Annotated in this window: 10 protein-coding genes and 2 pseudogenes; 3 read left to right on the top strand and 9 right to left on the bottom strand. The window is 59.0% G+C overall.

Features of this window, described 5'->3' with window-relative positions; translation table 11 throughout:
• The first annotated feature begins 57 nt into the window (after positions 1–57).
• Positions 58–465, top strand: a complete 408-nt coding sequence (gene cadR, locus H7A02_13710) for a Cd(II)/Pb(II)-responsive transcriptional regulator (GenBank protein ID MCP5173315.1) — start codon at positions 58–60, stop codon at positions 463–465.
• On the opposite strand, the gene H7A02_13715 is transcribed toward cadR, so the two are convergent.
• The 8 genes and pseudogenes from H7A02_13715 to H7A02_13750 all read right to left on the bottom strand — a co-directional run bounded on the left by H7A02_13715 (position 443) and on the right by H7A02_13750 (position 8,931).
• On the bottom strand, positions 443–2,341 hold the full coding sequence (locus H7A02_13715; GenBank protein ID MCP5173316.1) for an FTR1 family protein: 1,899 nt from the start codon (positions 2,339–2,341) through the stop codon (positions 443–445). The two genes, cadR and H7A02_13715, sit on opposite strands and share 23 nt — an antisense overlap.
• A gap of 496 nt (positions 2,342–2,837) precedes the next feature.
• Positions 2,838–3,002: pseudogene (locus tag H7A02_13720) on the bottom strand (MerR family DNA-binding transcriptional regulator).
• Complete coding sequence (locus tag H7A02_13725; protein MCP5173317.1) at positions 2,980–4,437, bottom strand: Cu(+)/Ag(+) sensor histidine kinase; 1,458 nt, start codon at positions 4,435–4,437, stop codon at positions 2,980–2,982. The pseudogene H7A02_13720 and the gene H7A02_13725 overlap by 23 nt, the downstream one beginning before the upstream one ends.
• Positions 4,424–5,116, bottom strand: a complete 693-nt coding sequence (locus H7A02_13730) for a heavy metal response regulator transcription factor (protein ID MCP5173318.1) — start codon at positions 5,114–5,116, stop codon at positions 4,424–4,426. Before H7A02_13730 ends, H7A02_13725 begins: the two co-directional genes overlap by 14 nt.
• A 322-nt stretch (positions 5,117–5,438) precedes the next feature.
• A complete protein-coding gene (locus H7A02_13735) occupies positions 5,439–6,161 on the bottom strand; it encodes a glutaredoxin (GenBank protein ID MCP5173319.1) in 723 nt (240 codons plus the stop codon).
• Between the two features lie 94 nt (positions 6,162–6,255).
• Positions 6,256–7,026, bottom strand: a complete 771-nt coding sequence (locus H7A02_13740) for a DUF305 domain-containing protein (GenBank protein MCP5173320.1) — start codon at positions 7,024–7,026, stop codon at positions 6,256–6,258.
• Positions 6,947–8,272 (bottom strand): annotated as a pseudogene (locus tag H7A02_13745) (phosphoenolpyruvate synthase). Before H7A02_13745 ends, H7A02_13740 begins: the two are co-directional and overlap by 80 nt.
• Positions 8,272–8,931 carry a TetR/AcrR family transcriptional regulator gene (locus H7A02_13750; GenBank protein MCP5173321.1) on the bottom strand — a complete coding sequence of 220 codons (660 nt, stop codon included), beginning with the start codon at positions 8,929–8,931 and terminating at the stop codon, positions 8,272–8,274. The pseudogene H7A02_13745 and the gene H7A02_13750 overlap by 1 nt, the downstream one beginning before the upstream one ends.
• A gap of 63 nt (positions 8,932–8,994) precedes the next feature.
• Between H7A02_13750 and H7A02_13755 the strand changes: the two genes are divergently transcribed.
• Both H7A02_13755 and H7A02_13760 read left to right on the top strand, forming a co-directional pair.
• Entirely contained in the window at positions 8,995–10,044 is a 1,050-nt protein-coding gene (locus tag H7A02_13755) for an efflux RND transporter periplasmic adaptor subunit (GenBank protein ID MCP5173322.1), read from the top strand.
• The gene (locus H7A02_13760) at positions 10,041–13,085 is read left to right on the top strand and encodes an efflux RND transporter permease subunit (GenBank protein ID MCP5173323.1); all 3,045 of its coding nucleotides are present in this window, start codon (positions 10,041–10,043) and stop codon (positions 13,083–13,085) included. Before H7A02_13755 ends, H7A02_13760 begins: the two co-directional genes overlap by 4 nt.
• Positions 13,086–13,139: 54 nt before the next feature.
• Here H7A02_13760 and H7A02_13765 read toward each other — a convergent pair whose 3' ends face one another.
• On the bottom strand, positions 13,140–13,346 hold the full coding sequence (locus H7A02_13765; GenBank protein ID MCP5173324.1) for a hypothetical protein: 207 nt from the start codon (positions 13,344–13,346) through the stop codon (positions 13,140–13,142).
• Positions 13,347–13,368: the final 22 nt, after the last annotated feature.

Here is a 13,368-nt window from a genome sequence, read left to right on the forward strand (position 1 = left end):
GGACGGTCACTATAAACTCTATAGCAACTATAGAGTCAATCGGAATATTGAGAGATGATGAAAATCGGCGAACTGTCGAAAGTGACTGGCTGCTCCGTGCAAACCATCCGGCATTATGAAAAGGAACATTTGATTGCCTCTGTAGAACGCAGTGAAGGTAATTTTCGCCTGTACGATGAAGCTGCCGTTGAGCAATTATTGTTTATCAAACACTGTCGGAGCCTGGATCTCAGTTTGCCGGAGATCCGGCAGCTTTTGGCTTTAAACCGTTCTCCAGGCGCGCAATGTGATGATGTGAATCGGATGATGGATAGGCATATCGAGCAGGTGGAGGCGCGTATCCAGGAACTCACCAAACTGAACGAGCAACTGAGAATGCTGCGCCGCAGCTGTTCAAACCGTCGGACAGTCGAGCAGTGCGGCATATTGCGGAATTTGTCGGCTACTCCGGTTTCGAGCGGGTGACACCCGGTTCCAAAAACTCTCCTGAACGTTCTGCAACAGGGGCATTTTTCCGCTGCCTTCTCGCCAACCCCAGAAAGACCAGGAAAACCACCAGTACCGACAATTGCGCCAGGATCCCCTGCCAGGTGGATTTGACGCCGACCCAATCGAATTCAAAACTGACAGGCAATGGGGTAATACCGATAAGGTCCGCTTCCTGAAGTGCCGACATCGCCTTACCCATGAGGATAAACGCCAGGGCCAGCAACAGGTAGGTGGTGACGGAAAAGAATCTGGCAATGGGTAATTTCACCGAGTAACGCACCAACACCCAGGCCAATACGGCCAAGAAAGCAGTACCGGCTACAAAGCCGCTGAATACGGATGAATATTGAGCGGCTGCAGCCTGGGTCAGCAGCGCCTGATAAAACAAGACCGTTTCAAAGACTTCACGATAAACCGCAATAAATGCCAGCAGCGCAAGACCCCACAGGGTACCCGCAGTCAGGTGGGAGTTGATGTGCTGCTGAATATAGGCCTGCCACTGGGCAGCATGGGTTTTACTGTGCATCCAGATGCCGACATAGAGCAACACGACCGCCGCCAAAAGGGCCGCAACACCTTCCATGACTTCGCGACTGGCACCGCTGATACTGACCAGGGACTGCGCGGCAGCCCAGGTCGCAACTCCGGCCACCAATGCCGTTACCCAACCCAAATGTACATACCGAAGTCCGTCACGCCGACCGGTTCGCACCAGCACAGTCACCAGGGCAATGACCACGAGCAAGGCTTCAAGCCCCTCCCGCAACAGGATCACCAAGCTGGCACTGAACAGGGTCGCATTGGACAAGGTAGATTCCGAAAGCAATCGATCCGCATCATCCAACCTTGCCAGCGTCCGGCCCACAGCGCTTTCCACCTCGCCCGGGGGCTGTGCCTGCTTCAATAATTGTCTTATCGCCATCATATCGGCTTCGAGCGTCTGGCGGAGTGCTTTATCCTGCGCATCCAGGCTGTTTTCGACCAATTCAAAGCCATCCAGATAAGCGCTGACCGCCAGTGCTTGTGCTGTCTGATAATCGCCGCGCTGGTGCGCCTCTTGTGCTAGCAGCAGTTGGTCGCGGGTGATTTTCAGAGGATTGGTCGATTCCTGGAATAACAGTTCTGGCTTTGCGCGCAGCCGTTCGATCCCCTTCTGCGTCATATCCGGGTGTTCTGCAGCGAGTTGCGCCGGCGTGTGGTTAACCATCTGTGACAAGGTGACGCCAGGTGCCTCGCCTGTAACCTCAGCGCCGGATTGAAATGCCAATCCGCCGACGTGGAACGCCAGCGACCAGCGTTGCTCTTCCGTCAGTTGGGTAAATGCCGGCATTGCGGTATCGGCTATGCCATTGGATATGGCGTCGTACAGGCCCAGAAGTGACCGGTTCAAGGCTCGCTCTTTGCTGGTGAAATCGGTTGGAGCGGGCTCCAGCTGTTCGGCCATCACACCATCGCCCCCACCGGCTGCGCCATGGCAAGAAGCGCACTGGCTCTCATACAACCCTTTGACGGTCGCTTTCGACAACAGATGATCCGGCAGGGACGACTGCGGCATCAGTGCCAACAACGTACCCCGCAGGCTGCCGCTCATTTGCCGAATTGTTTCAATAGCCTGTTTGTTCTGGATGGCTTCCTGTAAAGCCTTGGCCTGATCTGTCAGGTCGCCAGCGTCGGCTGATTTATCCTGAATCTCAGAAATATTCGTCACAATGAGCTGGGAGAACTCCAGCATTTCCTGATATTCACCGTCATTGACCACATGGCCATCTTTGACGGCTTCCATGTAATCCACAGCAATGTATTCGGCCAGCTGAGCCAATTGACGCATCTGAGCGAAGCCGTCATCACTCATTTCCGCCTGACTGGTCGCTGGAAGCAAACACGATAAGCCCAGCAGCAGTACTGAGACATTCAAAACAAATTGCTTCGGGCTTATAAAACGGTATATCCAGTGCGCCTGCATTAACGAGATCTCTACTTGGCTTGTTGCTAATGATAATTAATCTCAATTATAATGCCTATGGTAGCTATAGAGTCAAGTGTGTGACTGGTTTGTTGGCATTCCTGACAACACGGCTCCTGTCGGCACACGGGATATCCTTCTGCCTCCATTGAGCTGCTCTCATAACCAGTCGTACCCGCAGTCCGGGGCCGTGCAGAATGGCATTACGGTGCGTATCTTCTGTCGGAGCAACCTCACGCATCGCACTCCTCTTGCGTTTGTACATTGGACTGGTTGAGATACACCAGCATGATCATCCTGATCTTCACGGCGACCCCGGACAATGCGATTCTCTAGGCGCCAACAGATTATCGATTTCTTACAAAGTGGATCCTAGCTCTTGGGCTCATTTCATGAAGAAGACCCGCTTCAGAGTGGCTTTTGGGTTGGTGCGGTATCCTTAAGCTGGCTTTAGCGGCTGTTCGATAAGCCCGAGGCGTTCGTAATAACGAATAGTTTCGACACTGACCCGAGCTGCTTGTGCCAGTTTACCGATGGTCAATTGACTCATCACTTTCTCCCGTAGCACTCACCTCTACATCAGCCATGCTGGGTAAACTGATCGTGAAGCGCGTGACGCCGCGTTCGGAGATCACCGCGATGTTTCCTTCATGGGCCTCGACTATGGACTTGACGATAGCCAGCCCCAAGCCAGCACCTTCGCTTTGGCGTTGCCGGGAAGGATCGACCCGGTAAAACCGGTCGAAAATCCTGAGCAAATGCTCGGCTGGAATTTCTGGCCCCGGATTCTGTACGCTGAGTAACGCCCTACCCTCGCCCGATGAATCCAGACGGATCAGCACACTTCTTCCCACTGGTGTGTGGCGTATTGCATTGGACAGCAGATTGGACAATGCGCGACGCAGCATAGCGCGGTCACCTTGTATAATCGGTGCCTTTCCTTCCAACACCAATTGGATGTGCTTTTCCTCCGCCAGGGCCTCGAAAAAATCGAACAGCTCGCGCACTTCCCGAGCCAGATCCAGCGGTTCCCAGACAGGCTTGAGCAGGCCGTGTTCGCTCTGGGCCAGCCAGAGCATGTCGTTGACCATTTTGGTCAGGCGCTCCTGTTCTTCAAGATTCGAGTAGAGCAGTTCGCGATATTCTTCCAGGCTTCTGGACTTACCCAAACCCACCTGGGTCTGGGTGATCAGGTTGGTCAAAGGCGTGCGCAATTCATGGGCAATATCGGCGGAGAAATAGGATAGTCGAACGAAGCTGTCTTCCAAGCGGCCAATCATATGATTAAAGGAACAGACAAGGTTTTGCAGTTCCCGGGGAACGGTGTTAGGGTCTAGACGCACATGAAGGCGATCCGCCTGAATATCACTCATTGTCGCACTCAGCTCGCGCAAGGGCGCGTGCCCCTGGTGCACGCCATACCAGGCCGCCAAGAGAGTCACCGCGCCTGCCAGCACCATAATCATCCACAAACTGCGCCGAAAATTTTCCAGAAAGTGGATATGGAAATCCATATCGATAGCAGCAACGATGCGATAATTCTGGTCTTCAATGCGGGTATGCGTGATAGTGCCACGGTAGGTTTTGCCATCAGTTTGCCAGGTATAAAGATTGTCTACCTGAATACGGCTCACAGGAGAATAGGTGTTTTCTTGTGGCGAAGGTCCACCCTCCTCAGGACCATAGACCAAACGTCCCGCATCATCCCACACTTGAAAGTAGACACCATGGTGACCAGAAACAGCTCGCGCAAGGGCGCCCTCCGGTGCCGAGTCCTGATCTTTCGCCGATTGTAGAGCGTCTTCAACAGCACGAGTAATCACCACCAACTCGTCGGCATCCTGTTCAGCAAAATGGCGCTCTACTTCATTCAGCACGAGATAACCGATCATCAGTAAACTGAAACCGATAGCCATCGCGACAAACAGCATCACCCGGCTGTTGAGTGACAGTGGTCGTCTCCGGACGAGGCTAACCTTCGTCATGGTCGTCTTCAACCTCCAGCTTGTAACCCAAGCCGCGCACAGTGTGAATCAGCTTGGGTTCATAATCGTCATCGATTTTTGCTCTTAGGCGCCGTATGGCCACATCAATCACATTGGTGTCGGAATCGAAGTTCATGTCCCATACCTGGGAGGCGATCAAGGAGCGCGGTAATACTTCACCCTGCCGCCGGACCAACAGTTCCAGCAGGCAAAACTCCTTGTGGCTGAGATTGATCCTGCGACCGGCGCGCGTGGCCCGGTGCCGCGGCAAATCCAGGGTGAGGTCGGCGACCCTGATCTGATCCGTCATCACCGGCACCGCACTGCGGCGCAACAGAGTGCGCACCCGGGCCAGCAGTTCGGCAAAAGCGAAGGGCTTGACCAGGTAATCATCAGCCCCCAATTCAAGGCCTTTAACGCGGTCATCCACACTGTCGCGGGCGGTTAGGAACAGCACTGGCGTCTGACGGCCAGCCTCGCGCAACGACTGCACGATCCGCCAGCCGTCGACGTCCGGCAGCATGACGTCCAGCACCAGTAAATCAAAAGTTTCGGTCATCGCCAAATGATGGCCGTCGAGGCCATTGCGCGCGAGCGTGACCATAAAGCCTGCCTCGGTCAGCCCCTGCTGTAAATAATCGCCAGTTTTGATTTCGTCTTCGACCACCAATAGCCGCATCGTTGCCCTGCCCCGTAGTTTTCAGAATGGGTTTGGAAACAGCCTAAGCTCGACTAACCCACAAGAAGATGACGGCCAGATTACAACTTTGTCATTGTTTAGTCATGCGGGTGACAGGCTCGGCTCGCTAGTATTCGAAATCAAGAACCTTGAACAACCATCATTTACCTAAGAAGAGATTGACTCATTGACTGAATGGTTTCCCAACACTGGAGTATTGAGAATATTCATACACTTTGCTTAACTGAACCCATTTACAACCCAGCTGTCCTTCCCGAATAGGAAAGCTAAAAATAAGCCGCGTTGTTATCTCTCATGAACACTACCAGCCTAGCACCCACATTCGGACCGGCATCCAGATCGCCATCACCATCATCATCAAATTTTCAGTCAGCGACACGAAGCCCAGGGGAACATTCGAGTTGCCGCCGACACAGGCGCACTTTAGTTCGCGCTTATCGATATACACTGCCTTGAATACCGACACCGCACCGACAGTCCCGATAAACAACGCCACCGGCACCGCAATCCACATGAGAGCTCCGGCGATCATCAGAATACCAGCTAGAGCTTCGCCGAAAGGATAGATATAACCGTAACGTACCCAACGACGGGCCAGCAGGTCGTAATTCAAAAACATTGTTGAGAAGCTTTCCACATCCTGCAACTTCTGTACTGCCAAAAGCGTCATTGAGATGGCAATGAACCATTCGAGTGTTCTCACTATCATGAAGGTACCAAAGGCTACCCAACTGAAAGCCAGCGCCATTAGGAAACCAACAGCGAAAATTGCGATTACCGGCTTGTAGCTGGTCTCATCTTCGTCCGGCACCTCTTGGCCGAAGTACTCGCGCAGTTCGTCGTAGCCTCCAATCCGCTTTCCGTCAATCCAGGTTTGGGGCGTCGTGTCGACACCATGCTTCTGCTTAAAAGCCTCGGTCTGGTCCTGCGTCTCAAGGTGATGATCCTCGACATCAAACCCTTCGTGCTTCAGCAGATCGACAGACTTGAGCCCATAAGGACAGAGATGATCCGGCATCACCATTCGGTAAATTTCGGCCTTTCTGGCGTTCGCATCATTTGCCATGGTTTTCTCCTATTTTCTCAAATTCACGTTTTCTGACAGCCTTGAGCGCTTGTCATGTCTCGCAAGACCAGAACCCGCGGTAACCAACCTTCAACCCTTTATCGAGAGAAAAAACTAACTCCGCATCGGACCGCCAGTCCGCCTCATCATTCAGCGGATTAACTGTAATGCTGGTTCCGCGTGCCTTAAATGCAAATCCGCCTGAATCGGTTTCACCACTCGCTTCCAGCGACAAGAGCACACCGTTCAGTTTCATGGCACCGGCGTTGCCTCCCTGTGCCGCCCACAGGATCGGATCAGTTTCCGGACTGCGATTAAAAGTGCAGCGTGGTCCTGTCTCAAGAATTTGATTGGCTTCGGACCGGAGCATGGGAGACGGGTCGAGCGTGGAGATCAACGTGTTGCTTAATGCATCGCCCACCGTTCCCACTTTAGCAGGAGGATCTTCGTATATCCTTTCAACAACATTACCGGCCGAGACATCAGCGATCAGGTAGCGCATTTCGGCGATCTCGCGCCGCTGGGCTCCAATAATTTCGTCGGCAAGCTTACGCACGCGGGGGTCGCGAATCTGCGCACGCTCCGAAGTCATAACTGCGATGGAGTGGTGCGGAATCATTGCTCGCATGTAGCTAGATCCTGACACAGTGACCTGGCTGCGCACCAGCCAAAACGAGAGCACGAATACCACGACAGAACATGCGAAGATTGCGAGGTTGATTCTTTTGTTTGAATACATACCAAGCATAGCGCATGATGGGTACCCAGTCCGGGTCGGTGCGCTCGGTGACCAGGATGGCACCCTCGGGAAAGGCATCGACATCGCCCGGCCGGTCCACCACGCAGACCGGCCCGCCGGCGATGGCACTGCCCACGGCTGCCCCCTCAAGCAGCACCCGACCTTTTTCCTTCAGGTGATAGCTCACCAGGACGCTGCGGTCCTTCTGCGATTCTATGGTTTCCGGCCGGGCCTGAACAATGAACAGCTGCCCGTCGCTGTCCCGGGCCCACTCGATATCCATGGGCCGCCCGTAGTGCGCCTCGATTCTGGCTCCCCAGCGGGCCAGGTGCAGGACCGCTACGTCATCCAGCACCCGGCTGCGTTGTTCTGCCGTGCTGGTAGGGACGGTGACAGTGGGCCCCTGATCATCGTCGGCATCCGAGGGCTGGCTATCCTCCGGTAGCGCATAGCGCATTTTCACCAGCTTGCTGCCCACGCTCGCTTCAATCACGGGGCTCAGTGCGCGCTCCTCGAGGAAGGGCTTGTAGGCCATGTAGCGGTCGGGATTGACCGAACCCTTCACGACGGTTTCCCCCAAGCCCCAGGCAGCACTGATGAGCACCACGTCGGGAAAGCCGCTCTCGGTATCCAGGGTGAACATCACGCCCGCCGCGGCGGATTCCACCATCTGCTGGACACCGACGGACAGGGCGACCTGTTCGTGTTCGAAGCCTCGCTCTTCCCGGTAGGCAATGGCGCGATCGGTGTAGAGGGAGGCGTAGCATTCGCGGCAGGCCTGCAGAAGGGCCTCCTCGCCGCGGACATTGAGGAAGCTCTCCTGTTGTCCGGCAAAGGAAGCCTCGGGCAGGTCTTCCGCGGTGGCGGAGCTGCGCACGGCGACAGCCAGGGAGGGGGTCTGCAGGCGCTCACAGAGTTCGCGGTAGGCGCCCGTGATCAGGGTGCGCTGGCGGTTGGAAAAATTCCCCCTGCGGATCAGCTCGCGGATGGCTCCGCCGGTGGCTTCGAGCGATTGGCTGCCTCGACGCATGGCAGCCACAGCCTCGCGGATGGGGGCCTCCAGCCGGTTGTCCGCCAGGTAGTCGCGGAAGGCCTGCGCCGTGGTGGCAAAACCGAAGGGGACCCGGATCCCTTCCTCGCTCAGGCGCTGGTACATTTCCCCCAGGCTGGCGTTCTTGCCACCGACTTGCGGCAGGCACGAGAGGTCAAGGGTGTCGAACCACAGGACGGTTTCTGGTTGGTTCACCGCATCATCTCCTGCTTGTGGGCTTGCCGCTACAGGATAGACCAGGGCAGGCGTTGTGGCGCGCAGGCATGGCGCCGGAGCCATCAGGTCCCGTGCAGGCTGAGGAAGCGGTCCACCACCTGCTCGACATGCGTTTCCAGGGACTCGCCCGTGAATTTTGCCGGCTGGCCGTAGAGTAGCCGGATCAACTCCAGTCCCAGCAGCATGCCAATCAACAGCTCCGTGCTTTGTGGCGGGTCCGGTATGCGCAGCAGGCCGGCGGCATCGGCCCGGGTCATCCAGTGTTCCAGCTGCGCGTGAGTGGCTTCCGGTCCCGAGCGGTAGATACGCGCCAGGATCGCCTGGGAAGAAGCGGGGCTGGCCAGTACCAGGCGCAGGAAGCCCTGGTGCTCCTCACCGAGGACGAAGCTCAGCAGCTGTTGGCCGAAGCTGCACAGCGCCTTGCGGGCACTGGAGGCGTCTTCCGGTTGCAGATTGAGGCTGTCCATCAGGCTGTTGGCCTGGTCGCCAATTACGGCGTCGAGCAGGGCTTCGCGATTGGCATAGCGGGCGTAGATCGTCACCTTCGAGACACCCGCCCGGCGCGCTACGGCCTCCATGGAGAGCTCACCCGGGCCCCCCTGGAACAGCAGTGACCGCGCGGCGTCGAGAATGGCGCGTTGCTTGGCCGGGTCGGGCGGTCGCCCGGGCCGGGCGTTGCTCGCGGTAGAGGACGGTGCGGCTTTGGCCTGCTTGCTTGACACTGGTGCGTACCTCTTAATTACTGTACGATACCGTACACTAAATTGGCGGATGGATCACCTTTCATGTTGCGAGCAAGGCTGGTCGCCATTCTGGCGGCGTTTACCCTGGCTGCCTGTGGCGAGGATACCGGTAATCAGGCCCAGGCGCCCGCGGCCCACTGGGTTTTGACGGTGCCCCTGAGGGCGACCTCGGATCAGCGCCTGCAGCTTTCCGGCACCGTGCGGGCGCGGTTTGAAACGCCACTCGCCTTCCAGGTTGGCGGGCGCATCCTGCAGCGCCGGGCCAATGCGGGGGAGAAGGTGACGCCTGGCCAGGTTTTGTTTCGCCTCGACCCGCGGGATTTCGACCAGGCGCTGCGCATTGCCGAGGCGGAACTGGCTGCAGCCAGGGCGGCACGGGAGACGGCCGTCAGTGAACTCTCGCGTCAGGAACAACTGGTGGCGCAGAATTTTGTCAGTGCCCAGAGCCTGGCGCGCTTTCGCCTGGCGGAGCAGGATGCCCGCAGCCGGGTGGACGCGGCTGCCGCCAGTCTCGCCAGTGCCCGCCATCAGCGCGAATATGCCGATTTGCGACTGGCGCAGGGCGGGGTGCTGATCGAGGTCAGTGGCGAGCCCGGTCAGGTTGTGGCGGCGGGCGAGCCGGTCGCTCTGCTGGCCCAACGGGGCGAGCGCGAGATTGAGGTGTTCCTCCCCGACGTGGGGCCGGCTCCGGTTCAGGGCACGGTTCGCTGGCGCGACCAGCCGCCCCGCGCGATACACCTGCGTGAAGTGGCGGGCTCTGCGGACCCGGCGAGTCGTACCTGGCGCGCGCGCTACCAGCTGGATGACAGCGACGAGAGTTTGCCGCTTGGGGTTGTGGTTCAGGTTGATCTCCACGAAACCGGCAGTTCGCAGCGCTTTGCCCTGCCGTTCTCCGCGCTGGATGAACGTGGGGAGGGTCCCCGCATCTGGACCTTGCGCGACGGTGAGGCGCACCCGGTGTCGGTATCGATCGCCGGTTTGCGCGACGATCGTGTGCTGGTGGCGGTGGATCTGCCCGCCGGCACGCCGGTGATCCGGCTCGGCACCCATCTGCTGGAACCCGGCCAGGCGGTGCGGGAGCGCAGGCAATGAGTTTCCCCAATCTCTCTGCCCTGGCGGTGCGCGAGCGTGCCCTCACGCTGTTCTTTTTGCTGCTGTCAGTAGTGGCCGGGGTCTATGCCTTCACGACGCTGGGGCGCGCCGAGGACCCGAGTTTTACCGTGCGCATCATGGTGGTCTCCGCCCTGTGGCCGGGGGCGACCCCGGAAGAGATTGAGGAGCAGGTGGCCGACCGTCTGGAGCAGCGCATCCAGGAGGTCGAGGACCTCTATCGCATCGAAACAGTGATTCGTCCGGGGCGTGTCGATCTGCAGGTGGAGTTCGAGGACTATACGCCCAGTGAAGCGGTGCCCGACCTCTTCTATGAAGTGCGCAAGCGGATGTGGGACGAGGCGCCGAACCTGCCTGAGGGGGTGATTGGCCCGATCGTCAACGATGATTTCTCCGACGTCTACTTCTCGCTACTGGCGCTGACTGCACCGGGCCTGCCGATGGCCGACCTGACCCGCGAGGCGGAGGCTATCCGTGACCGCTTGCAGCGCCTGGACGGCACGCGCAAGGTGCTGCTCCTAGGTGAGCGCAGCGAGCGGGTTTTCGTGGAGTTCGATCCGGCGCGTCTGGCCAACCTTGGGGTTCGCCCCGAAGTGATTTTTGATGCCATCGCGGCGCACAACCAGCTGGCCCCCGCCGGTTTCATCGACCGCGAGGGGCCGCGAACCTACCTGCGTATCGACTCGGACCTCTCCGCCCGCGGTGCGCTGGAGGCGGTCCCCGTCGCCATTGGTGATCGACTGCTGCGCCTGGGGAACCTCGCGACCGTCCACTCCGGTTACGAGGACCCGCCAAGTTACCTGGTCAGGGCACACGGGGAGGATGCCATTCTGCTGGGTGTGGTCATGCGCGAGGGTGAGAACGGGCTGGATTTTGGGGCGGAGTTATCCGCCTTCCTGGAGCGCGAGCGCGGCCGTCTGCCCCTGGGCATGACCCTGCATACCCTGACCAACCAGACCGACATGATCCGGGCGGCGGTGGACCTGTTCCAGGTGAAGTTCCTGGTCGCGGTGGCCGTAGTGATGGCGGTGAGCATTCTTTCCATCGGCCTGCGAGCTGGCCTGATCGTGGGGATCGCCATACCGGTGACCCTGGGGCTGGCCTTCCTGTTGATGAAACTGGCCGGGATCAACCTCGACCGAATCACCCTGGGGGCCTTGATTATCGCCCTTGGCCTGCTGGTGGACGACGCCATCATTGCCATCGAAATGATGATTGTGAAGATGGAGGCCGGCTGGGACCGGGTCCAGGCGGCCACCCATGCCTGGAACGTTACCGCGGCGCCGATGCTCTTCGGTACCCTGGTCACGGTGGTGGGCTTCGTGCCGATCGGTTTTGCCCGCTCCGGCGTCGGTGAGTACGCGGGAAATATCTTCTGGGTCATGGCCTTCTCCCTGCTGGTGTCCTGGCTGGTGGCGGTGACCTTCACCCCCTGGCTCGGCGTGAAGCTGTTGCCGGACCTGCACAGTCAGGGGCACGGTGAGGACGCCTACCAGACGCCACTCTACCGTTGCCTGCGCGGGCTGATCCTAGCCTGCGTTCGCCACCGCAAGAGCGTGGTGGCGGTGACCGTCGCTCTGCTGGCGCTGGGTGTGGTGGGCATGAATACCGTGGTACAGAAGCAGTTCTTTCCCGCCTCGGACAGGCCCGAGGCCCTGGTGGAAATCTACCTGCCCCAGGGCAGTGCGATCGGTGTGACCGACCGCGTGGTGCAGCGCCTGGAGGCTGTCCTCGAGGACATGCCCGAGGTGCGCAGCCTGTCCTCCTATGTGGGCGCCGGGGCTCCCCGCTTTTTCCTCTCGGCCAACCCGGAGCAGCCGAACCCCGCATTTGCCAAGATTATCGCCATTGGCGAGGATGCCGATGGGCGTGATCATATCCTGAAGACCCTGCGGACCCACGTGGATGCCGGCGAATTTCCCGAGGCCCGTATTCGACTGACTCGTCTGTTCTACGGCCCACCCGTGGTCTGGCCAGTTACCTTCCGCATACTTGGTCCCGACCCCCTGGTCCTGAGGGAGCTGGCGCGGGAGGTCAGTGCACGGGTCGACGCGCATCCGAACACCACGGGCACCCACCTGGACTGGGACGAGAGGGTGCCGGTGGTGCGGCTCAAAATGGACAGCGAGCGACTGCGCCTGATGGGCCTGACACCCAGCGAGGTCGCCAGGCAGGTGCAGTTCCAGCTGGACGGCCTGCCGATCGATGAACTGCGCCGGGATGTCCGCACAGTAGAGCTGCGAGCACGGGCACGGCGCGATACTCTGCCCGACCTGGAGCACCTGGAAATACGCAACCAGTCCGGCGACAAGCTGCCGTTGATTCAGCTGGGTGAGCTGAGCGTGGAGTTTGAGGACCCGGTGATCAAACGCCACAACCGGCAGCGGGTGCTGGCGGTGCAGGCGGATGTGCGCGGCGCCCAGGCGCCGGCGGTGCAGATGGCCATCTGGCAGCAGCTGGAGAGTTTCCGCAGCCAGCTGCCCCTCGACTACCACATGGAACTGGGGGGAAGTATCGAGAGCTCGGCCAAGGGGGAAGGCTCGATCCAGGCAATGCAGCCGGTGATGGTGATCCTGACGCTGATTCTCATCATGCTGCAGATGCGCTCTTTTTCGGGGCTGTTTATCGTGGTGGCCACGGCGCCCCTGGGGCTCGTGGGAGCGGTAGCCGCCATGGTGCTGTTCGACCAGCCCTTCGGGATCAATGCCCTGCTCGGGCTGATCGGCCTGTCCGGCATTCTCATGCGCAACACGATGATCCTCACCCAGCAGGTGCAGGACAATCTGGAGGCAGGGCTGGAGGCGGCCACCGCGGTGATCGAGGCGGCGGTGCAGCGCGCCAGGCCGGTAGTGTTGACCGCGCTGGCCGCGGTATTCGCCTTTGTGCCCCTGACCCTGGACAGCTTCTGGGGGCCGTTGGCCTACGTGCTGATCGGCGGCATCGCCGTGGGCACGGCGATTACCCTGTTGTTTGTGCCGGCTCTGTACGCCCTGTGGTTCCGCCTTCAGGTGCCCGAGCGCTGATGCGGGGATGGCCGCGTCCTCAGTGGCGGTATAGGCTGGCCCTTGTGCTTATCGCTACGTATAGGAAGAATAAACGCCCTTTTCACCCAAGTCCAACAGCTTTGGACCGCAGTTGACTCTTTCGACACCCCTGCGATGCAACCCAATCCGGCTGACGGGGAGCCAGCAACGCTGAAAATTTACCCTCCTCTTTCCCACTAGCGGCTCCTTTTCCGACAACCAGCACGGCGGATCCCTGCCGCGGCGCTGTGAACGCAGCATTTTGATTGGTATCGTTGGCCTT

It is taken from the genome of Pseudomonadales bacterium (genome assembly GCA_024234435.1).
In the GTDB taxonomy this organism is placed as follows: domain Bacteria; phylum Pseudomonadota; class Gammaproteobacteria; order Pseudomonadales; family Porticoccaceae; genus JACKOF01.